This is a genomic window from Methanobrevibacter sp. (assembly GCF_030539665.1).
GTDB lineage: Archaea > Methanobacteriota > Methanobacteria > Methanobacteriales > Methanobacteriaceae > Methanocatella.
Genome location: NZ_JAUNXR010000001.1, coordinates 470,346 through 492,845, shown reverse-complemented (window position 1 = coordinate 492,845; position 22,500 = coordinate 470,346). Strand labels below are relative to the sequence as shown.

Annotated in this window: 24 protein-coding genes; 5 read left to right on the top strand and 19 right to left on the bottom strand. The window is 33.2% G+C overall.

The genetic code is table 11. The annotated features are described in order from the left end of the window. Positions 1–577: 577 nt before the first annotated feature. The 3 genes from Q4P18_RS02455 to Q4P18_RS02445 all read right to left on the bottom strand — a co-directional run bounded on the left by Q4P18_RS02455 (position 578) and on the right by Q4P18_RS02445 (position 4,106). The gene (locus Q4P18_RS02455; protein WP_303335142.1) at positions 578–1,627 is read right to left on the bottom strand and encodes a TIGR01177 family methyltransferase; all 1,050 of its coding nucleotides are present in this window, start codon (positions 1,625–1,627) and stop codon (positions 578–580) included. A 6-nt stretch (positions 1,628–1,633) separates the two neighbouring features. Beyond that, positions 1,634–2,743: a PH domain-containing protein gene (locus Q4P18_RS02450; protein ID WP_303335140.1), complete on the bottom strand. Its 1,110-nt coding sequence runs from the start codon at positions 2,741–2,743 to the stop codon at positions 1,634–1,636. Between the two features lie 172 nt (positions 2,744–2,915). Next, positions 2,916–4,106 carry a proteasome-activating nucleotidase gene (locus Q4P18_RS02445; protein WP_303335162.1) on the bottom strand — a complete coding sequence of 397 codons (1,191 nt, stop codon included), beginning with the start codon at positions 4,104–4,106 and terminating at the stop codon, positions 2,916–2,918. A gap of 286 nt (positions 4,107–4,392) precedes the next feature. Here Q4P18_RS02445 and Q4P18_RS02440 point away from each other — a divergent pair, with 286 nt between their 5' ends. Next, entirely contained in the window at positions 4,393–4,875 is a 483-nt protein-coding gene (locus tag Q4P18_RS02440; RefSeq protein ID WP_303335138.1) for a multiprotein bridging factor aMBF1, read from the top strand. Here the strand turns inward: Q4P18_RS02440 and Q4P18_RS02435 are convergent, their stop codons facing one another. The 9 genes from Q4P18_RS02435 to nikR all read right to left on the bottom strand — a co-directional run bounded on the left by Q4P18_RS02435 (position 4,876) and on the right by nikR (position 12,687). Next, on the bottom strand, positions 4,876–5,307 hold the full coding sequence (locus Q4P18_RS02435) for a DUF356 domain-containing protein (protein WP_303335136.1): 432 nt from the start codon (positions 5,305–5,307) through the stop codon (positions 4,876–4,878). It abuts the gene before it with no gap. Positions 5,308–5,340: 33 nt separating this feature from the next. Continuing rightward, on the bottom strand, positions 5,341–6,543 hold the full coding sequence (locus Q4P18_RS02430) for a hypothetical protein (RefSeq protein ID WP_303335134.1): 1,203 nt from the start codon (positions 6,541–6,543) through the stop codon (positions 5,341–5,343). 61 nt (positions 6,544–6,604) lie between these two features. Beyond that, complete coding sequence (locus Q4P18_RS02425; protein WP_303335132.1) at positions 6,605–7,039, bottom strand: hypothetical protein; 435 nt, start codon at positions 7,037–7,039, stop codon at positions 6,605–6,607. 236 nt (positions 7,040–7,275) lie between these two features. Beyond that, the gene (locus Q4P18_RS02420) at positions 7,276–8,700 is read right to left on the bottom strand and encodes a Mur ligase family protein (RefSeq protein WP_303335130.1); all 1,425 of its coding nucleotides are present in this window, start codon (positions 8,698–8,700) and stop codon (positions 7,276–7,278) included. 24 nt (positions 8,701–8,724) lie between these two features. Continuing rightward, positions 8,725–9,804 carry a glycosyltransferase family 4 protein gene (locus Q4P18_RS02415; RefSeq protein ID WP_303335128.1) on the bottom strand — a complete coding sequence of 360 codons (1,080 nt, stop codon included), beginning with the start codon at positions 9,802–9,804 and terminating at the stop codon, positions 8,725–8,727. Between the two features lie 62 nt (positions 9,805–9,866). Next, positions 9,867–10,961: an acetyl-CoA carboxylase biotin carboxylase subunit family protein gene (locus Q4P18_RS02410; RefSeq protein ID WP_303335126.1), complete on the bottom strand. Its 1,095-nt coding sequence runs from the start codon at positions 10,959–10,961 to the stop codon at positions 9,867–9,869. Further along, positions 10,958–11,440 (bottom strand): hydrogenase maturation peptidase HycI, encoded by a 483-nt coding sequence (gene hycI, locus Q4P18_RS02405; protein WP_303335124.1) that lies wholly within the window; start codon positions 11,438–11,440, stop codon positions 10,958–10,960. Before hycI ends, Q4P18_RS02410 begins: the two co-directional genes overlap by 4 nt. Then, complete coding sequence (locus tag Q4P18_RS02400; RefSeq protein WP_303335122.1) at positions 11,441–12,232, bottom strand: methyltransferase domain-containing protein; 792 nt, start codon at positions 12,230–12,232, stop codon at positions 11,441–11,443. 2 nt (positions 12,233–12,234) lie between these two features. Continuing rightward, positions 12,235–12,687, bottom strand: a complete 453-nt coding sequence (gene nikR / locus Q4P18_RS02395; protein WP_303335120.1) for a nickel-responsive transcriptional regulator NikR — start codon at positions 12,685–12,687, stop codon at positions 12,235–12,237. Positions 12,688–12,801: 114 nt separating this feature from the next. On the opposite strand from nikR, the gene Q4P18_RS02390 reads away from it, so the two are divergent. Next, entirely contained in the window at positions 12,802–13,587 is a 786-nt protein-coding gene (locus Q4P18_RS02390) for an alpha/beta fold hydrolase (protein ID WP_303335118.1), read from the top strand. On the opposite strand, the gene Q4P18_RS02385 is transcribed toward Q4P18_RS02390, so the two are convergent. Further along, positions 13,576–14,043 carry a hypothetical protein gene (locus tag Q4P18_RS02385; RefSeq protein ID WP_303335116.1) on the bottom strand — a complete coding sequence of 156 codons (468 nt, stop codon included), beginning with the start codon at positions 14,041–14,043 and terminating at the stop codon, positions 13,576–13,578. The two genes, Q4P18_RS02390 and Q4P18_RS02385, sit on opposite strands and share 12 nt — an antisense overlap. A gap of 85 nt (positions 14,044–14,128) precedes the next feature. On the opposite strand from Q4P18_RS02385, the gene Q4P18_RS02380 reads away from it, so the two are divergent. Further along, positions 14,129–14,680 carry a DUF2115 domain-containing protein gene (locus Q4P18_RS02380; protein WP_303335114.1) on the top strand — a complete coding sequence of 184 codons (552 nt, stop codon included), beginning with the start codon at positions 14,129–14,131 and terminating at the stop codon, positions 14,678–14,680. Positions 14,681–14,704: 24 nt separating this feature from the next. On the opposite strand, the gene Q4P18_RS02375 is transcribed toward Q4P18_RS02380, so the two are convergent. From Q4P18_RS02375 to Q4P18_RS02350, 6 genes are all read right to left on the bottom strand, one after another. Beyond that, complete coding sequence (locus tag Q4P18_RS02375; protein ID WP_303335112.1) at positions 14,705–16,192, bottom strand: glutamate synthase-related protein; 1,488 nt, start codon at positions 16,190–16,192, stop codon at positions 14,705–14,707. An 18-nt stretch (positions 16,193–16,210) separates the two neighbouring features. Continuing rightward, positions 16,211–16,891, bottom strand: a complete 681-nt coding sequence (locus Q4P18_RS02370) for a GXGXG domain-containing protein (RefSeq protein WP_303335110.1) — start codon at positions 16,889–16,891, stop codon at positions 16,211–16,213. A gap of 9 nt (positions 16,892–16,900) precedes the next feature. Continuing rightward, complete coding sequence (locus Q4P18_RS02365; RefSeq protein WP_303335108.1) at positions 16,901–17,818, bottom strand: glutamine amidotransferase; 918 nt, start codon at positions 17,816–17,818, stop codon at positions 16,901–16,903. Continuing rightward, on the bottom strand, positions 17,806–18,393 hold the full coding sequence (pdxT, locus tag Q4P18_RS02360) for a pyridoxal 5'-phosphate synthase glutaminase subunit PdxT (protein ID WP_303335106.1): 588 nt from the start codon (positions 18,391–18,393) through the stop codon (positions 17,806–17,808). Before pdxT ends, Q4P18_RS02365 begins: the two co-directional genes overlap by 13 nt. Before the next feature lie 248 nt (positions 18,394–18,641). Next, positions 18,642–19,112 (bottom strand): HEAT repeat domain-containing protein, encoded by a 471-nt coding sequence (locus Q4P18_RS02355; RefSeq protein ID WP_303335104.1) that lies wholly within the window; start codon positions 19,110–19,112, stop codon positions 18,642–18,644. 89 nt (positions 19,113–19,201) lie between these two features. Continuing rightward, positions 19,202–19,945, bottom strand: coding sequence for a zinc ribbon domain-containing protein (locus Q4P18_RS02350; RefSeq protein ID WP_303335102.1), 744 nt, complete (start codon positions 19,943–19,945; stop codon positions 19,202–19,204). Between the two features lie 97 nt (positions 19,946–20,042). Between Q4P18_RS02350 and aksF the strand changes: the two genes are divergently transcribed. After that, positions 20,043–21,029 carry a homoisocitrate dehydrogenase gene (gene aksF / locus Q4P18_RS02345; protein WP_303335100.1) on the top strand — a complete coding sequence of 329 codons (987 nt, stop codon included), beginning with the start codon at positions 20,043–20,045 and terminating at the stop codon, positions 21,027–21,029. After that, complete coding sequence (locus Q4P18_RS02340) at positions 21,030–22,499, top strand: class I adenylate-forming enzyme family protein (RefSeq protein WP_303335098.1); 1,470 nt, start codon at positions 21,030–21,032, stop codon at positions 22,497–22,499. Position 22,500: the final 1 nt, after the last annotated feature.

Genomic DNA, 22,500 nt, shown 5'->3' with positions numbered 1-22,500 from the left:
ATACTTAAAATATTGAAGTACGCTAAAAAAATATAGACAGGTAATACACAAAATTCGAAATACATAAAGATTGCAATCAAATTTCACCACATCTACAAAACCAACATCATACCTAAAAAAATTAGGTACTCATTAAAAACATGCATTATAAAAGATATATCAGCATTTAAGATAATATCCATATAAACATAATAAATTATAGCTACATGCGGAAAAAGCAACCATCATTGCAAATTGTAAAATACAGTTGTACTTAGGTCATCGCCAAAAAACACATAGCACATCTAATAGAGAGAGATATAATGTTAACAAATTTAAATTAAAACCATTGCAAAAAATCTTTAATGTTCAAAAAAATAATCTAAATTTATTAATAATTGAAAATAAAAATAAAATGACAATAAGATTAAAAATGATATAATATTAATCAATAGAAAAATAAAATTTTTGAGAAAGAAAAAATTGGAAAAATGAAATTGCATGTGAAAAAATAATTTTTAATATTAACAAAAATAAGAGAAATGAATATGGAAAGTAGAAAAATAAAATCATTAGTATAAATACTTTTCTACCGCATTTAAATATCCAAGTCTTTTTTTAGTACAGTAATTACTCTTGTTAAACTTCTATGCATTTTGATATAATATTGTTCAATTATTTTAAAGCCTGTTTCATTAGCAATAGGTTTTAAATCAACATAGTGAGGGCTTGCCATACACAAATAAGCATCATCCTTCATATTATTATAAATTGATGTGAAAAATTCCTTAAAAATTGCATTTCCTTTCATATCTCCAGTGGAAGTTGATATTCCATAAGGAGGGTCAGTTACAACACCTGATGCTTCTTCATACATCTTAAGTTCACGAACATCAATATGAAATGTTCTGTAGTTTTTAATTCCACAGTGTTCCAGATTAATAGCTGTACCGTTTTTCATTTTCCAATTGATGTCAGAACCTGCCACTCTACATCCTATCAACCCCGCCTCTATTAGAATCCCTCCAGTTCCACAAAAGGGATCAAGCACAAGCTCATTTTCTTTTACTCTTGATAAATTAACCATACACCTTGCTAATTTAGGACTCATAGAACCCGGATAGAAAAATGGGCGTTTATGTGGTTTAATATCTTCAAAATGTTTTTTGTTGAGCTTTATCTTTTCAATAGCAAGATATATCTGATCTTCAAATGCTACGATTTTTATTAAGGAATCCGGTTTATTTAATTTTACTTTAATATTGGAATCTTCAGGTAGGGATGACAGTATCAGTGAACCCGCTTCCCTTTCAGTGGCTGTAGTGTCCAAATCTGAATTAAATCGTTTCACTCTTACAGCAAAATTATCTGAAATATAATCCTGCCAATTAATTGAAAGTATTGTCTCTTTTAATTGATCTTTTGGAAAATTGCAGATTACCTCATGTACTTCATGAGTATATCCTAATCTTCTTGTAAATATTTTATAATAATCATCTATATTATCTTTTGAAATTTCATCAACAGTAACTAGGCCTTCGGTTATTATGTTTAGATTTCCTTGGATTTCCTCACATTCCATTACTGCCTTTAACTCTGCTAACGGAAGTTCTGGATGTTCTTGAGATTGGATGAAAAGTAATTCCATTATAATTCACCTGTTAAATTTATCGAAATGTCTTTGAACTATATTCTCTGAAGTTTCTTGGGTTCTGCGAGTTTTCTCTTCCATATATGGTTTTATTTCCTCTTTATTGTTTTGATAAAATTCTTCCATTGAATCATAGTCTTCATCATTATAGTATGGTTCAGAATCGCGATAATCATTTTTTGACTTGTATCCTCTGTCCATATCATTAATCGCATAATTCAGGTTGTCTTCTAGATTGTCCTCGTAAAACTCATAATCATATTTTTGATAACCTTTATTCCTATAATCATATTCTGGATATTCTTCATAGTCATACTGATTATAGCTGCGCTTATTTCTTTTTAGAGGCTTTTCGTCATAATAATATTCATCATAGTTGTTTTCATAGCTTTCATCAAAATATTCGTCTTGAGAAGGCTGATTTGAATAGCCACCATATCTTTCGGATTCTGGGAAGTAATCTTCTTCATAGGACTCCGAATAAGAATTGAAACTTCTTCTAGGAGCTTTTCTATATCCTCTGTTCTGGGGTTTGTTTCTATAATGATAGTCTTCTTCGATATATCCCCTATCATAATCTTCAGGAATGCTTTCATTTATTTTATCAAATAAAATATCTTCAACTTTACTTGGATTTGAAATGTTTGCCAACCTCATGTTATTATTGTCATATGCACTATACGCGGTTACAGTTCCAACATTAAAAATCTTTTCCAGGATGTTTTGAGATAAATCTATATCTTGAATTGATTTGAAAGGCATGTATGTTTTTTTAGTGTTTAGAAAACCTTTTTTTGAAATTATCCTATGGTTTGTGATTGTATAAGATATAGAATACCATGAAAGGAGCTGCCAAATGATATACATTAAATCAATCAATATTAAAAGAACAATAGCCAACATTGCATAGCCAGTTATGCCGAATTTGATATATGATATTGCATAAATTTGCATGTTTGCTAAAAATAATTTAATTGGATTGGAAACCCAAATAAGAAAAATTAAGATAATTACTCCCCAAATAGCTTTCTTACAACCAATTATCATATTGGGTTTAGCTTCATAAATAATTTTTTCATTAGCTATTTTCTTATTCCTTTTACCTGAAAACATAATATTCTATAAGTTTATCATTTTAAATAAAGTTTTAGAATTAAAATAAGTAAATTTTACAAGTCGGTTTCAATTGTTTTAAGAAAAAGTTAAAGAAAAAAAGCCTCAGCTCGCCCATCATTCATCACATATCAGAGCTCATAGGGTTCATCATTGGCTTTTTTAAATAAATCTATCCGAACATTACTCCTGCTTCTTTTTGATATTGGTCTTTGTTTTGAGCAGTTGTAATCTTATCAACAGCATCCATAAAGTCGGCTACGGTCACTTCATGACGTTTGTCACGAATAGCGAACATTCCGGCTTCTGTACATACTGCCTTTAAATCTGCTCCTGAAAGACCTTCTGTAAGATCAGTGAGCAAATCAATTTCAGCTTCTTCAGCTAAAGACATTCCTTTGGTATGGATTTTGAGAATTTCCCTTCTTCCATCTTCATTTGGAAGTGGCACTTCTATAAATCTGTCGAAACGACCGGGTCTTAGAAGAGCAGGGTCCAAAATATCAGGCCTGTTGGTTGCTCCAATGATACTGATGTCTCCTCTTGATTCGAATCCATCCAATTCTGCTAACAATTGCATTAAAGTTCTTTGAACTTCCCTGTCACCGCTAGTTGAACTTTTAAGTCTTTGAGCCGCTACTGCATCGAGCTCGTCTATGAATATGATTGCAGGTGCCTTTTCTTTTGCAAGCTCAAATACTTCACGTACGAGTCTTGCACCTTCACCTATGTATTTTTTAACAAATTCTGAAGCTACGATTTTAATGAAAGTTGCATTAGTTTCATTAGCTGCAGCTTTTGCTAGTAAAGTTTTACCGGTTCCTGGAGGTCCGTATAACAATACTCCTTTTGGTGGGTCAATTCCAACTTTTTCAAATAATTCTGGTTCTTTTAAAGGCAATTCCACAGTTTCCTTTACTTCCACTATTTGTTCTTCAAGACCACCAATCTTATCATAGGTTATGTCTGGCTTGGTTTCAATTTCCATTCCTGAAACGTTTGCATCTTTTTCTGATGGCAATATTTCAACAATACCGAATGTTTGTTGATTTAAAGCTACCCTGGAACCTGGAACTAATAATTTTTCATCTAAGAATTTAGAATAGTTTACTAAGAAGCTTGGTCCTGTGCTACTTTTAACAGTCATTCTGTGGTCATCTAAAACTTCTGTGATAGTAGCCAATACTAATGGAGGTGATCTAAACCTTTCAATTTCTGATCTTAATGATTTAGCTTCCCTTTCCAATCTTATTTTTTCATTTTCAATTAGGACCTTGTCTTTTTCCAACTTCCTAACTTTCCACATTAAGTTACTTTTGGTTTTGGAATTATCTTCTTTAATTGATTTTATTTCTTCTTCCATTTCTTCAATTTTATTGATCAAATCTTCTTTAGAAGAATCTTCCAAAATAACATCATTATTCAAAATATCATCTCCAAATAAATTAATTTTATTTAGATAATAAAATTCAACATCTTCATACTTTAATAACCATATGTTACTTTATAATATTTAAGAATATTATATTTAAAGTTTATGATATTACATCCAACAATTAATTAAATTTAATAGTTTATAAAATTAATGGTAAATATTTAATAATATAAATAAAATAATAATTACTAATAAAATGTGGGAAATGATTAAGATGGAATGTGAAATTTGTGGAAAAGCCATTTCCGACCATCCTAAAAGAGTGAAAATCGATGGTTCCATAATGGCTGTCTGTGACGAGTGTGCTAAATTTGGAAGAATTCAAAAAGAGCCACCAAAACCAAAATTCAGAAAGCAGAACAATAAGAATAAAAACACCAATAAAAGACAAAACAGAAGAAATGACGAGCCACAAGAAGAACTAATAGAAAACTACAACGACATTGTTAGAAGAAAAAGGGAAGCTAAAAATTGGACTCGTGAACAGTTAGGTCAAAAGCTTAATGAAAAGGTTTCTGTAATCAATAGAATCGAATCTGGAAAAATGGTTCCAGATACAAAGCTCATTAAAAAGTTAGAAAAAACATTGGATATTGAATTGCTTGAAACATACAACACCGATGATTTAAAACAGTATGTTGGAACATCCGGTTCCGGCGTAAAATTAGGCAGTATAGTTAAAATTAAAAGAAAGTAGCTATTTTGTAGAATAGCTATTTAATTTATTATTTTTTATTATTTTTTTGTTTTTAAGTTTATAATCCTTCATCCCAGTGCTTTTGGATTTATGGGAGTAGTAACCTTCAAAATTAGGTGCGGTTTCCAATTTCTTTTTCAATTCTTCATACCCGTCATACTCATCACTAATAATGACAACATGAGCTGGAGGATGGATTTTTTTAATTTGTATAATGCTTAAAGTAGTATCCTCCTTAATGAAAAAAGAAGTTGCTACATTAGATTTTGACCTTAATTTTGATTTTAATATGTTTTCAACAAGCCTATCTGCAAATTTTGCATCGATGATTTTTGGTTTACTTACTAAATTTAAGTTACCGTGCCTTTCTAAATCTGCAATTGAATTAAGTAACTTAGAATTGTTTTCACCTCTTATTAAAACTAATGCCATTTATATATCTCCTTTAAAAAAAAATAAAAAAAATTATTTTTGGAAAGATTTAAGAAGCCTGCTTCTGAATACTACAAGAAGAATCAATATTATTCCAATTACAGTTTGGATACTTCCCAAAATATTTAATACAGTTGAATCTATTGGTAAATCCCATTCCGGTGATGATCTGTCTCCAGCTAAAGCAGTGAAATAAACACCAACTGCTTTTGAATCCTTTTTAACGTTGATATCTTTAGGTTCAACATGATCAACACCTACTATAAGACCATTATCAATAGCTTTGTTTATTGATTTAGCAATAGCATTTGCATCATAACCATTGTTTACTACAGAAGATTTGACAACATCCTGAGTTGTGGAAGCTAAACCAGGTTCATCACTACCATAAACAGATACACTTACTGAATTTTCAGATACTGTTAAGGTGTTTCCCAAAGCCTCATATGCATAAACTGTTTTGAGGTCATGATTACACATTGGACATTTGTCATAATTTTCCGCTGAAGGAAAACCTAATCCCCATCCACAATTTTCACATGTTTTGGAATATGGTTCATCCATAGGATAACCCGTTTCATTCATTTGCTGTGGTGTGAACATGTCACCAGTGGACAATCCGGAAATAAGGTTTACACCCCCACCCCCGTATTTTTCACCGGAGTCTTTAGCTACTTCACCCATAGCTTCTGCAAGAATCGTAGTGGCCGGATAACCGTCCCTAATCATTTTACCAATGTTCATTGCTGTTTCCTTACGTACAGAATCTGCAGTACCGTACATTGGATTTCCTGCAGTGTTCCTTAAGTGAATAATAGCTCCTTTTTGACCTGGTTCCAATGTTGCTGTTCCGCTTGAATATGGTGTTACAGTAATGGTTGAATTGTCTTCCACTGTAATAACATATGCCCTAAAAGAACCTGAAACGGAAGCACCGATAGTTGGACCTCCAACTACAAGACGAGCTCCAGTATATCCACTTGCAAGTGAAGCCGCAGATGCAGAAGATGCATTGTTTTTAAGAGCAGCAACTGCTTCAACGATAGAATCTAACCTTGAATCAGAACTACCAGTACCCCCAGAGAGTACAACAAAATGATTATCCTTTGACATTAAGAATGTTGACTGGAACATGTTTTGCGCGAAAGACATACTTCCAGCAGCTGCACCATTAGGATCTTCACCTGTCGGATCAGTAATGACAATTATATTACATGTAGCAGACACACTACTCATACATAATAAAAGTACTATAAAAAATACTGATAATAGTTCCCATTTTTTCAAATTATCGCCCTCATTTCGTACTGTTTTCTAGCTTAACTGAAGAAAAGTCTTCAATAACCGTTACAGTTACAATACCTGTGTTTTTATCTACCTGAACATCAGCAGCAGTAATTGGAGCAACAGATGTACCAGGCACTGTCGACAGCGTTGCCAAATTCTGTGCCGTTTGAATAGCATCCTGCAGGGCAACTTCTCTTTTGGATGTTTTTAAAATATCCCCATAGATGACACTACCACTTCTTAAACCAGATTGCATAACATTTGCTCTTATGGTATCAACAGGAACAAGATCATTTCCTTTAACAATGATTCCTGATATTTGCACACCATCTGTAACTTCAGGTGATGATGCATATGCAACATAAGTAATCAAACGTCCACAAAGAATTAAGATAAACGCCAATAATAAAATAATTAACGTGTCCCTTCTAATCTTTAGTAACATTTTTTTCCTCGTTTATTATTTTTTAACATTAAGTCTATTGACCATTGAAATAAAAAATAAAATACATTTATTATATTACTGCAACATTATATATAATAATTTCCCACTTTAAAAAAAGAATCTGATATAGAATCAAAAATAAAAGAATAAATATGATTAAATAATCACATAGGCAGGATTTAGCCATATTAAAAATACCAAATATTCACGATCCATAATGCAAAAAACATGAAACATTAAATTATATCCTTTAAAAAACCTTCTGCAGGATCCATTCCCTGAGCACCTATCAATAGGATTACATCCCCTTCAGAAGCTTCCCTGCAAACAGTTTCCAAAGTATCGACCAAATTGTCGAAATGTTTAAAACCAATATTGTTCCTGTTTAAAACTTCAAAGAAAATTTCCCGTTCCTCATCGATAACAACATTTAAATTATCAACAACATCAATACTTGATGATAAGTACAATTCAATGTTATCGTTGAAACTTTCAACTAAAGCCTCAGCATTGAGCTTATTGATATCTACTCCTCTTGAACCCCTAATAGCGCATGCCACATGTAAAGTTTTACCCTCAGGAACCAATTTTAAAGATTCCTTAATTGTAGCTTTAATGCCATCAGGATTGTGAGCAAAGTCATCGAATATTAACGGATCCTCACTAATCCTGGAGAATCTTCTATTAAGAGATTTGTAAGATTTCACACCTTCCCTAATATCTTCAATATCAATCCCCAAAGCTATGCATGCACCAACGGCAGATAAAATATTTTGAATAAAATGATAACTGTTAAAAGGCAGTTCCTCAGGCCTTAAAATAACCTCCCCATCATAGACCACTCCATCATCATAGTAAATGTTATTTTTAGAATCATCCAGTTTATTCATTGAACAATAGAAATTGTTTTTAGATGAATCAATCCTCATCACAAGCTCATCGTCATGATTCAAAATAAGAGAATCTTTAATCGCATTTGGAACTGCCTGAATTTCATTGAAGACTTCATCAATGGAGTTTACAAGACCAATATGATCCATAGCAATATTTGTAATGACCCCAACATTGGCAGATACCGCATCAGCCATCAAGTAGGCATGGTTTTTCATTAGATTGCCCAGCCAGCCTTGAACTTCTGAAACTTCAATAACAAGATAATCCAAAGGCCCTTTTTCAATTACCTCACTAGCTACCATATTAGCAACCATCGGATCAATCAATGTGTTGAATTCTGATTCGGAATCTGTATTTGTAAGCACTCTGAATCCTGCATTGTCTATGATATGATAAATTAGATGGGAAGTAGTGGACTTACCGTTAGTTCCAGTAATAATAACATTTTTAGAATCAGGACTGAAATTAGAAATTGCATGCTTTAAAGCATAAGCGCTAGCCAATTCAATTTTATCCACAACTATCAAAGGGAAATTGATCTCCTCTGCCTTTTCAAGAGCCCCATCTTTTGGATTTTGAGTAATTAAGCATGAAATATTTTTAGATGCCGCCATTTCAACTCCCTTATCGTTAATCCAGTGCCTTATAACAATGTCTCCATTATCAGCATTGTTTAAAAATAGAAATCTTCCTGTAAAATCAGTGAAAAATTCATCAGCACCTTTGATTTGACCATTAATAGAATTAGCTAATTCCTGAATATTCATAAAATCACCTGAAAAAAAGAAAAATTAGAATAATAAAATTTTTCCAAGGATTCCTGCAGCGCATAAAACAACAGTACCTAACCAGTAGATACAAACGATTTTTACCTCAGACATTCCCTTATGATTTAAAGTATGATGAAGCGGTTCTACAGGCAAATTAATAATATGTGCTCTATGAAGAAGACTTACGACAACTGAAAGAATTGGAACTCCTAAAGACAAAACCCCAAAGTAAGGAATATCGCATATGAGAACTGCAGTTGCAAATCCAACACCTAAAATAAAAGAACCAGTATCTCCCATAAATATGGTGGCCGGATACTTGTTGAATACTAAAAATCCTAAACAAATACCAGTTAGAATTACGAACGGAGGAAGTATTTCAGGCCTTCCAATAATCCAACCATAGATACAACATGAAAATGATGCTATGGCAACAATTCCTGCAGCTAAACCATCCATTCCGTCAATAAGATTTACAGTATTGATAGCTCCCAAAATAGCTATTACAACTACTGGAAACATTAACCAACCTAAAGAGAACCCACCTAAATTTGTCACATAACCAGTTAATCCCAATAGAACACCAATGAACAGTTGGCATAGTATTTTAGGAAACTCTTCAGGCTCTAACTTAATTGGAACTTCACCGATTACTTTAACTTTACCTTCTTTAAGTAAACTATCAACTTCTTTTTTTGCTTTTGGTGTAGCTACCCTAACTTCCTCACCAGGCTCTACTTCTAATCTGCCAAGTGTAATAGCTTTTTTGGAAGTGTTTACAACAAGCTTCTGAACTTCTTTGATTTGAAGACCAATTAAATCATCTACAAAACCGAATATTCCACCTGCAAGCATCATTATTGAAGTTATGAGAATCAAATTATTTTTGTAATAAATAGCCGTAATTAACAATATAGTAAATAAAAAAGCGATTCCACCCATTGTTGGTGTACCAATTTTATGTTTATGTTCACTAACTATCGGACTATCACCTATTTTTGCCCTTAAAAATATTCTTCTAACATACCATGTGAAAAATGCAGAAGCAAAAAAGGTCAATAAAAATAAAACAAAAATATCCCAATTCATTTTACCACACATAATTTTTAAAATTATTCAATACTAATTATATAAATTGTAGTATATAAAATATTAGTCAAAAATTACACAGTTAATTTTTTAACTAATTCATCGAGCTTTTCTTTTGATTTTGCCCTAATTGTAATTCTTTGATATCCTTCAGGACCATGAACAATGAAATCATCATGTTCGAATGATTTTAATGGAACATGAGGCTTTTCACCATTATAATTTCCAATTGGAATTTCTGTTGCATAATAGATATCCATCTTTTCTTCAATGTTTTCACGGCTGAACTGACCAATAGCCATGTTTATCAATTCATGCAAGGAATTAATGTTGCAGGTTCCTGTAGTGAGATATCTTGTTCCATTTGGTCTGGTATTCACTTCAATGACAAAGACTTCCCCATCCTTTGAATACATGAAATCCATTTCAAAGATTCCATCAGAATTAAGACCCTTAGCCACTTTATAAGCAGTTTCCTGAATTATTTTTTTGTCCAAACCTTCAATATCCAAAGGCCCGGTCTTGATCTTATTTAAAGGATGTGTCCCTTCAAGAGTTGTTTCTCCCTTATAGATCGGTTCCAAAGGAACTATTTCGCCGTTGTAAGCAAGGACTTCAATAGATATTTCAGATCCCTCGACAAATTTTTCGCACAATGCCTGGTTGAAATTTTCAAAGTATTCCTCGACGTCATCCTGGGATTTAGCTATCCTAATGTCCTTTCCCCCTTGTCCTTCACCCTGCTTTAAAACCACTGGAAAATCCAGTTCCAACTGTTCTGGGCTTTCAATAACCTGGTAATCTGGAGTGTTAATCTCTTCCCTTTGGAAGAAATCCTTTGTATTTATTTTGTTCGAGGTTAATCTGACTGCTTCCACGTCACTAGCTATTACTGGAATTCCATATTCCCCTTCCAATTCCTCTTTCATAATGGCCACATCCATTAATGGAGGATCGATTCCAATTAATGGAACTACCGCATCAACCTCTTTTTCAATAGCTACTCTTTTAGGTTCTTCCATCCCTCTAGGAACTATTATTACCTCATCCGGCAAGTCCAGATTTATTGCATTCTCATTAGATTCTGTTAAAATTGATTTGATATTTTTTTCACGAACATAATAATCTACATCATCATATAATCTTGATCCAATAAATAAAAGCTTCATATTATCTCCCTTATAATTTCTATTAGGTTGTCTGCGCCCTCTTTGACATTTGGTGTTAATGCATTTGCAAACTCCATTATATTCGGCTCGATGCCTATAAATATTACTTTAAAATCATTTTCCTGTTCCAGATATTTAACAAAATATGACAAGGACATCGAATGGGTTGAAATTCCGATATTGTTAAAATCTTCCCTATCAACTATTTTTACATCTCCAGGTTCCGAATCCATCAGGCATGCATCTATTATTATCAAATGAGATGGCTGTTCTTTTCTAATCTTACCTGTAAAATTTTCCGGAACGGTTTGGGCATCTAGTAAAATTATGTTGTCTGATGATATGTCCTCTAACTTATCGATTATGTATGGACCTACCCCATCATCAGATTTCAAAACATTTCCAACACCTAAAAATAGCAACTTAGAATAATCTGATATTTCCTCTTTTAACTTATCTTTGATTGAAATTTTAAACACCTATTCATAATTAACATTAATTGTTTGAATTCCTTCTCCCATATCATACTTTATTCTTAAATTTATTAAATCATTGCATTTAACATTTTTTGGTTCTATTGGAATTAGTAATGGCGGATTTAACATGGGAGTCGGTCCGCAGATTATATTATCTGAAAGTAATGTGAATGTGGTTATTTTAATTCCATTAACCTTAAATCCATCTTTATTAATTTTAAATCTTAATACGTCGTTAAAGCTTTCTTTAAAATCATCCAAAAAATTTATTTTATCATAAGTGACAGGATTTGACAGTATCTCATATTGAGTATTGGAACCTACATCATCATAATGTATGTTTTCCCTGGGCATTTCCACCAATTCGGCGACGTTAACGATTGACTGTGGAATTATTTTTCCATTCTCATTGAGGTATTTTTTGGCATTTTTCAAGGCCGGAACCTGTTCTTCATCGATTAAAGCCGTATCCAACATCTCACAAACTATTAAATCTGCCTTCTCAGGAAAATCAAAAGTAGTTGCATCCTCATTGATAACTGTGATGTTTTTAAAATCTTTAAGATTCTCTCTAGTGTAATCAGCTACCTTGGGATCGATTTCTATGGCCAATATTTTCCTGAAATAATCTTTGCTAAAATAAGAAAGAATTCCGCTACCGCATCCAACATCAAATTCCACTAGATTAGAACAATCATTAGATGCTGCGAATTCTTTAATGGCTTCATAAAAAACTGACAGTCTTTCCTCATCCTTCAATAGATTGTAATGATAAGGAGTAGTTTTGAATTTCATGTTCAATGATAATGCATGTGGCCATGACCATGAGAGTCGGGTTCCTTGAAATCCTCACCATTTGCAGTACTGGTAAGCTTTACATGTTCTACGCCCTTGAGCCTCATCATCCTTTCAGTTAATTCCCTGATATTTTGTATATCTCCACTGACGATGATAATTTCCATACAATACTTATCTGTCATGTGAATATGCATACTTGTAATTATTTCATCTCTGAAACTGTGTTGGATTTCTGCCAATTCCTCCATTACTCCAGTGTAATGATGGTCATAAATTATTGTAATGACACCAATTCTTTCCCCTTCCATTTCATTCATCCATTGATATCTTACAATATAATCTTGAAGAGCATCCCTTATCCCTTTAGAACGAGACTGATAACCTCTTTCTTTTAAAACCTCATCAAAATCGGCTAATAACTTTTTAGGTAATGACATACTTATTCTCATCATAAAAAAAACCTTTTAAATATTAATAATTATATATTAAATTTTAATACATATATAAAACTTATGATAAATTACCAAATTGTTAATACTCAATAAAGAAAAAATAGGGACGATATAATGACATTCATAGAAGTTAACGACAACAAAATGAATTTTGAGATTGACGGCCATGGATTTCCAGTTGTTTTAATACATGGTTTTTCAGATGACCTCCATTACTGGGATCATACCACTAAAGTACTTAAAAAATATTTTACAGTCATTAGAATAGATTTAAGAGGACATGGAAAAACACCGATTGGAGAAAAAAATGTTGATAACCATCTGCTTGCAAGAGATATTGCCGAACTTTTAAAAAAGCTATACATTGAAAAATGCCACGTTATCGGATTTTCACTTGGGGGAAGCGTTGCAATGGACATCGCATTAAACAATCCTAAGCTTGTAAAGTCATTAGTCTTAATCTCAACATTCGCTTCACATAATGATCACATCATAGCCAAGTTTAAAGAATTGAACAAGGCCTTGAAAAAATCCTATGAAACTTTCTTTGATGTTATTATCCCATATGTCATGCCGAAAGAAATTATTGAGGAAAATATCGATAAGTTGAATAAGGTTAAAGAATTGAAAGCCTCAACTGAAAATACTGAGGATTTGAGAAAAGTACTATATGGCTCCGCCCAATACAACGAGCTTGATAAAATTAAAAGAATAAACTGCAAAACCCTAATAATAGCTGCAAGGGAAGACGACCTGGTTCCCTGTGAAAACTCATTGCTGATGTGTGAAAGAATAAATAAAAGTGACATCGCATTATATGACTATGTGAAACACGATGTTCTGATAAAAAGCAATAGAGAAGCTGTTATAAAGAGAATTCTGGAGTTTTTAAGAAACTAGCAAATAATATTCTCCATCTTCCTTTTTTATTGACTTTAGAAGACCCTTATTCTGCAAAGACAATAGTATATGAAACATTTTGAAATTGCTGAGTTTCAAATCCCCATATAACAAATTACCCTCCAAAATATATTTGGAGACAATGTTGTTATCATCAACAAGCTCTTTTATGAGATTATATGATTCCTGTTCTTTAATATTTAATTCAACCTTTTCAACATCTTCCTTGGAATTAACGGCATTGACTTCTTTTTCAATGTCCAGCAGTTTAGCAACATTTCCATCGAATTTTATTAATTCCTTACTATCTAATGTTTTTAGAATTTGAACAAGATTATACTCGAAAAAACCTGTTTCATCTTTTAAAACAGACAATGGAATTCCATCAGGATACTCAAGATGATAAATTTTTATTTGATTTAAAACTACTTCCTCTTTTTTTGTAATTGTAATCATGAAAATCAAATAATAATTTTAATATTTATTATTTTTAAAATTTTTGAATAAATTTATATATAAAATAGGCTTTATAATATAGTCTATGAAAGATGAAGATATTTTCCAGGATTTGAACAGATTAGATGAAAAGGACGTTATCACCAAAAAAGAATTGTTGGCTATTTTGAAGAAGTATGGAAGAACCATATCACCCCAAGATCTTATGGTAGCTACAAATTTATTGCGGGAAGATGGAAAATATGTTCAGGCAGGATATCGTGAGAAATTCTTAGAGACCTATGTAAAATACTTCATCTTAAGAATAAAAGAGATATTAAATACTAATGATGATATAGAAGGGAATGTAAATAAAGAACTTTTTAGTGAAAGCTTAGAAAATTTAGAACATCAGTTCTATAAGGAAAAAGAAGACAGGAAAAAAAATTCAAAATTCCCACTAATATATACATTAGCCTCAATTTTCTCAACATTTATAAACGAAGAGCCAATACATCCAGAAGGTAGTGAATTTCCGGGAAATCTAAAAGTTTATAAAAAAGATGGTGAATTCTACTGTCCTGTAAAAGACGCCCAAAAAGACAATCCCAATGCCGTTTGTAACTTCTGTTTAGCTAAACAAACACCGGGAGTTTAAAAAAAATAAAAAAATTTAAGAAAATTAATTTAAGCCACCAGCCATAGGAAGTCCAGTTAAAGCTGCAGCATCCGGGGTCAAGGCTCTTAAATTCTCTTTTTCAAGTTTGGAAATATGAGTGTTACCAGCTTGTTGAACAAGCATACATGCCTCATCAGTCATTGCGTTAATATAGTTAGCTACATTTTTACCCATTTCCTTATAATCAAGCCTATGTCTTAATGATAAATCTTGGGTTGCAATTCCTTTTCTACAAGCACCAGTATAACACATTTGACAAACCCTACATCCAATTGAAATCAATGCAGCTGTTGCAATATAAGCCGCATCTGCACCAAGAGCTAATGCTTTAGCCAAGTCAGCACCGGATCTGATACCTCCAGCAGCCACTAGACTAACGTCGTCTCTAAGGTTAACTTCTTTTAATGCACGGTCTGCTTCTACAATTGCGGCAAGTGTTGGAATACCAGCATGTTCCATAATTACATCAGGACCTGCACCGGTTCCTCCTTGCATACCATCAACAACGATAATGTCTGCTCCACCTTTAGCAGCGATTTTTACATCACTAGCTACCTTACCTGCAGCAAATTTAACAATAATCGGTACTTTCCAGTCAGTGATTTCCCTCAATTGGGAAATTTTCATACTTAAATCTTCAGGACCTACAATATCCATGTGTCTTGCCGGTGAAAGTGCATCTGAACCTTCAGGTATTCTTCTAATTTGAGCAACTTCCGCAGTAACCTTCTCACCAAGCAAGTGACCACCCATACCTGATTTTGCACCTTGTCCTATTTTGATTTCCACTGCATCCCCTTGTTTTAAATAATCTGCAGACACACCAAATCTTCCTGAAGCATATTGTGCAATAAGCTTATCTGCCAAATCACGTTCTTCAGGAAGCATTCCTCCTTCACCAGTGTTGGTAACTGTTCCTGCAAGGGAAGATCCCATAGCCAATGCCATTTTAGCCTCTTTACTTAATGCACCAAATGACATTGCACCAATCATAACTGGAGTGTCAAGTTTTAATGGGTTTTCCGCATACCTATCTCCCAAAACAACATCAGTACCACAAGGTTCCCTATACTTATCAAGAGGTGGTCTGGATACCTGTGCAGGGACTACGACTAAATCATCAAAGTCTGGAAGTTTTCTGAGAGCACCAGTACTTCTGATTTTGTAGGAAGCGGTTTGTGATTTTCTAATAATCTCAACAACATCAGGAAATGCCCATGATTGTCTTGCATCCTGTGGGATTGCATTTACTTCAATAGCTCTGTTTGGACACATTTCAAGACAAATTCTACAACCCACACATTTTTCCTGATTTAATGGGTATGGTTCACCTTGAATAATTTCATAAACTCCATGAGGACAGTTATTAAAACAGGAAAAACATTTTCCACATATTTTTTCATCCCTATCATCACATAAATACCAGCAACATCCTGGCCTATCAAAATTTTTTTTACATAAATCCGGATTTCTTTCTACCCTATATGACATAAACAACCCTCACAAAATCTAATGACCATAGAATGGCCTTTTACTTTCAGGCACTACTTTTTTAAAATCATCTAATTCTTTATATGTTAAATTAAAGCCATATTTAGCCAAGTCTTTTTTAAGTTTTTCCTTATCGTCTTGAGTTGGCTTGACGATTTTTGCATTATAACCTAAACTGCTGATTTTTCCTTTAACATAAATCTCTCCACGAATAATGGACTCTGCCAAATCCTCTCCAACATCTCCAAGAATAATCATACGGCCACCCATCATGAAGATTCCAGTCATGAATCCTGAATTTCCACCAATGATAAGAGTACCGTTTTTCATGATTTCTCCAGTTCTTGAACCTACAGATTTGCGTACAACAACAGTTCCGCCATAAATTCCCTGACCTGCTCCATCTCCAGCAGTTCCTTCAACAATAATTTCCCCATCGGTTAAATTGTCTCCAACAAACCAACCTGCATTACCGTTAATTTTAATTTTACTGCCGTCACACATGGTTCCTGCAAAATAACCTACAGATCCGTCAATTTCAATATCTGCATCATCCACCACTCCAGCAACCAAATAGTGCATAGCATTAGGATTTTTAATTAAAATTTTTGAGTCTCCACCTGCAAGCTCTTTAACTCTTGAGTTAATCTCACGAGGTGTTAATTTTGATGCGTCTAACTCTACTACATCCCCACTCATGTCATCACCTTAAATTTCGTATACCATTACTTCCCCAGGGGAAATTTGTTCAATATTATGAGTATCTACAACTTGTCCAAGAGAAACTTCTTCAGAAGCTATTGCAAATACATCGTCAGTTTCAGCCATTACTCCAGGACGTAATCCTAATTTGTCTTTAGCGATTCCAATACCTTGTGGAGTTCCAATAATGTATGAAAATGGCCCATCCATATCTTCAACTGATTGTTCTAAAGCTTCTTCCAATGAATAGCCAGAATCCAATTTATCAGCAATATAATGAACAAGACATTCTGTATCGTTGAATGTTTCAAATACATGCCCTTTTCTTTCTAAAGGATCTCTAACTTTCCAATAGTTAGTGATTTGACCATTGTGCACTACAGAAATATCACGTATGATGTAAGTCTGGAATGGGTGAGCATGATATCTGTCTACACCACTTTCTGTTGAAAATCTGGTATGGCCTATTGCATGTGTTCCTTTCACATTGCGAACGTCATATCTGTCTGCAATATCTAAAACACTACCAACGTCTTTAATCATTTCAAAAGCCTGACTTCCATTAAGTACAATCACATCATCAATAGTGTCTACTTGACTGATTAATGGTTTAAGCTCTGAAAATTTGTCCAATTCTATTTTACATTTATATATGAATGAATCTCCAACAGAAGGTAAAACTTCATCTGATTGAATTGGAGTAATCATGTTAACAGCATCTTTAACTGTTTCGAGTAATCTAGGTTCTTCTTTTACTTGAATTTTTAAAATGTATTCATTTTCATCAAGCCCAGTTCCACCATATATTGCATAACCAGCAGAGTCAGGACCTCTGTGTTGAAGTTCATGAAGCATGTTTGTCATGTCATTTCCAATATTATGCAATTCCTTATCTTTATAAACAATACCAGCTATTCCACACATTTTAAAACCTCCTTTATAAAGTATTCATGGATTCTTGTATCATCAGTTAATTCAGGGTGAAATGACATAGCTATATTATGTCCTTGTTGAATAGCTATTATTTCGGAGTCAAATTCTGATAATACGGTTATGTCATCTTTAGTTTTATCATATTCTTCAAGTATAGGTGCTCTTATAAAAACTCCTGGAAATTCTTCACCAAAAATAGAAATGGGACTTTCAAATGAATCTTTTTGTCTTCCGTAAGAGTTTCTTCCAACAGTAATATCCATTATTCCAAGCAATGGTTGATCGAAATCGGTTTTTTTACCTAATAAAATCATTCCTGCACAGGTTCCAAAAACAGGCATGTTATTTTCTTTAATAACCTCATCAATACCTCTTCTTTCGATGATTTTACCTATTACAGTACTTTCACCACCAGAAATAATTATCCCATCACATTCAGCTACCTCATCAGCATATCTGACAGATTCCACATCTGCATCAATCCCCATATTTTCAATAGCTTTCTTTGTGATGTCATAATGTTCGCTAACGGCACCTTGTAAGTTTAATATTCCTATTTTCACCATATATACCACAAAATGTTTTAATAATATCAAGCCATTAAGAATAAGACAATTCTAAAAGTTTTATTTAAAACCAAATTAATTATAATCTTATAATCTAATATATGTTTTCTTATTATATATAAAATTACTGGAAGATATCTTCCGACTAAATGCATATGATGAAAAAAAAGCTAAAATTTATGAAAAATTTATACAATGTTTAAAAATAAGCGAAATAAATAAAAAAAAGTTTAATAAAAGAAGAATAATTATTCTCCTTTTTTAATATTGTTAATAGCGTTTTTAGCACCTGAAGATACGAATGCACTTTCATCTTCAGTCAATGCTTCTAAAGGTTCTATTGCCCTTTCATCATTAAGATTTCCTAAAGCCCAAGCAGCTGCCCCTCTAACTCTCCAGTCTTCATCAGACAAGATGTCAATTAAAGGTTCAACAGCATCTGAACCTAAACGGCTTAAAGAAGTAGAAGCTTCCCTTCTTACCAATTTGTTGCTGTCTCTTAAAGTCAAGATTAAAGGATTGATAGCTTTAGGATCGCCCAATACACCTAAAAGTTTAGCTGCATTAAGTCTAATATTCTTTTTCCTACTTGACAAAGCTGAAATTAAAGGATCGATAGCTTCATCAGCTTTCATTTCAAGTAAACCCATTGCTTCTTCTATGATAAATTCATCATCACTGTTTAAATTTTCAATTAAATCATCTATACTTCTATCCATGTAAAATCCTCCTACAAATTTACAACTATTATAATAATTATAAAACATTTACTATAAATATATTCCCATTATATACGAACAAAATACATTTAATTAAATTTTTTACATTTGCGATAAGTAACCAGTGCAGTAATCAACAATAAAATTCCGGCAAAAATCGCCAAAACACCCAAAACTGAAAAATCAGTAGCAGGAACATTTATATTGAATGATGCAAAAGCTCTGCGAATATTTTCTGAAATACCATAAACATAAATTCCTGAAATCAAATCAAGAATTCCTCCAATTAGAAATAGGAAAAAACTCCTCTTGTCTCTTTTATTAATTAGATACAATGCGACAATGGCCGAAATTATTGAAATCAGAATTGCAATGCTGGAATATAGGAAAATATTCACAACATTCTGAATAGTATCAACGAAAGCCTGAGAATATTGGCTTGCAAGAGAATACAATCCTCCCTGACTAGAATAAGCTGAAATAGCCTCCCTTGCATAAACTAACTTTTCATTGTAAAAATTGAATGCATAAATGCCGAACAAGAAAGCACCCACAGAAGCTATGATTGAAATAATCCCACTGACAAAAACAGAAGTTACGGAAACCATTTTAACTGTCTTTTTAACTTCCTCAATTTTACCATCGGAATTCACTTTAGCCCCACACTGATTGCAGAAAGCAGATCCCTCATCAATTAAAGCACCGCATTTTTTACATTTGATTTCAAGTTCACTAGCTGCAGGTTTTTCCTCTTCAAATTTCAGTTTTTCTCCACAACTACCGCAAAAAGCATCATTTTCAGAAACATCTTTTTTACATTTAGGACACAACATAATAATAAGTTGTTTAAATTAATATTTATCAATTACTAAAATGTTTAAATCAAATAAAGAATAATTATATTTATAAAAAATAGAGAATTGTGAAAACATGTATAACATATCAATAATCGCAGGAGACGGGATTGGCAGAGAAGTGATGGAAGCTGCAGAATATTTATTGGATAATATAAATTTAGAATTTAAATTTAGATATGGGGAAGCAGGATATGACTGTTATCAAAAAAACGGGACAACATTACCTGAAGAAACTATTAAAATAGCTAAAAAAAGCGATGCAGTATTGTTTGGAGCCAATACAAGCACACCAGGACAACCAAGTCCAATCATAAATCTGAGAAAAGAGCTTGACACATATGCTAACTTAAGACCGATAAAATCCTATAAAGGAGTAAAATCACTATATGATGATGTGGACATCCTAATAGTTCGTGAAAATACAGAGGGACTTTATTCTCAAAAGGAATATGAAAGGGAGGATTCAGTAATAGCTGAAAGGATAATAACAAAAAAGGCAAGTGAAAGAATCTCCGAAATAGCTTTTAAACAGTGCATTGACCTTGAAAAAAACAAGGTAACCTGTGTTCACAAAAGCAATGTTTTGAAAAAAACTGACGGAGTATTTAAAGAAAGTTTCTATAAAATCGGAGAAAAATATCCTGAAATTGAAAAAAATGACTTTTATGTGGATGCCGCTGCAATGTACATGGTAAGCCAACCTCAGGAATACCAGGTAATCGTTGCAAGTAATTTGTTTGGAGATATTCTCTCAGACGAGGGTGCTGGACTTGTTGGAGGACTCGGCCTTGCACCGTCAGGAAATATTGGTGACAAACATGGACTTTTCGAACCGGTTCATGGATCCGCGCCAGACATTGCAGGTAGGAACATAGCCAATCCATGTTCAATGATTTTGTCAGTAGCCATGATGTTAGATTATCTAAAAGAATTTGAGATTTCAAACAACGTTAAGGATGCCGTTGCAAAAACATTGGCAAAGGGAGAAGTGAAAACACCAGATTTGGGAGGAAATGCATCTACAATGGAAATGGCAAAAGCAATTGTAGGAGAGATGTAAATGCTTAACATAACAACATTTCTTGATGCAAATTCCAACAGATTAGACAAGGATGTCCTATACTATCCGGAAAAGGATAAAAAATATAATTCCATTGAAATATTAAAAACAATATCCGGAATCGGTCGTGACTTAAAAGAGAGAGGAATAGAAAAAGGAGATAGGGTTTTAATATACCTGAAGAATTCACCAGAATATCTCTTTTCATTATTTGCATTATGGAGAATTGGTGCAATAGCCATTCCAACCAATAGAATTTATACTGGAAAAGAACTTGAATTCATGATTAGCGATTGTGAAGCTAAGCTAATCATAACCGATGAAGCCGGAAAGGACGTTTTGGATATTGAATCCTTTGTAATAGACAATTTGGACAAGTATGAGGAATCTGAAATTTTACCTCCAGCACATACAAGCTGGGATGACTTATGTCAACTTCAGTACACTTCAGGAACAACAGGCAAACCAAAAGGATCAATGCTAACACATGGAAACTATTTTTCAGCAATTCACAATGAATGTGATGTTATGGGCATTAAACAAGATGACGTTTTCCTTGGAATATATCCTATGGCCCACGTTGGACTTTCGTGGGCAATATCTGCCCTTAGAAGTGGGGCATTATACATCATGATGGCAGAGTATGATTTTGAAGAATATTTAAAATTATGCGGGGAGGAAAAAGTCACAGTATTAACCGCCATGCCTCCGGTGATTCATTCATTGACAAATATTGATTCAAGAACCGACTTGAAAACTGTTAGAGAAATAATAAGTGGAGGAGGGCCCCTTCACAAAAAAATATGGAAAAAGTTCAATCAGACATACCACGTCCCCATACTTAATGCATATGGATTATCAGAGACAATTGTGATTGGAACAGGGACAGTAATTAGACCTGAAGATTATTTGACAGTGGACAAATATGAAAGCGTAGGCCATCCTGTTTGTTTTTCAGAGGTTAAAATTGTAGATGAACTTGACTGTACAAAGGAACTTGACAAATATGAAACTGGAGAAATTGCACTTAGAGGCCCTGCAGTAGCTAAAGGCTATTGGGGAAATGAAAAAGCAACGAAGGAAGTTTTTCTTGAAGATGGATGGTTTTTGACTGGGGATGTTGGATATCTTGATGAAGATAACCGTTTGTTCATAACAGACCGTAAAAAAGACATGATTGTAATGAGTGGTTGGAAAATTTATCCAACGGAAGTGGAAGAGGAACTGATAAAATATCCTAAAGTTGATGAAATAGCTGTTTTCAGCATGAATGACTATCACAAAGGAGAAATACCTGTTGCTGCAGTGGTGTGGAAAAATTACCCTGATGAAGATGGATTGCTCGAATTTGCAAGAGAAAATCTTTCAAGATACAAAATACCAAGAAAAATATTTAACGTTGATGAACTTCCACGTGTAAACGGATGGAAGTTATTGAGAAGAGAACTTAAAGAAAAATATTCAAAATAGG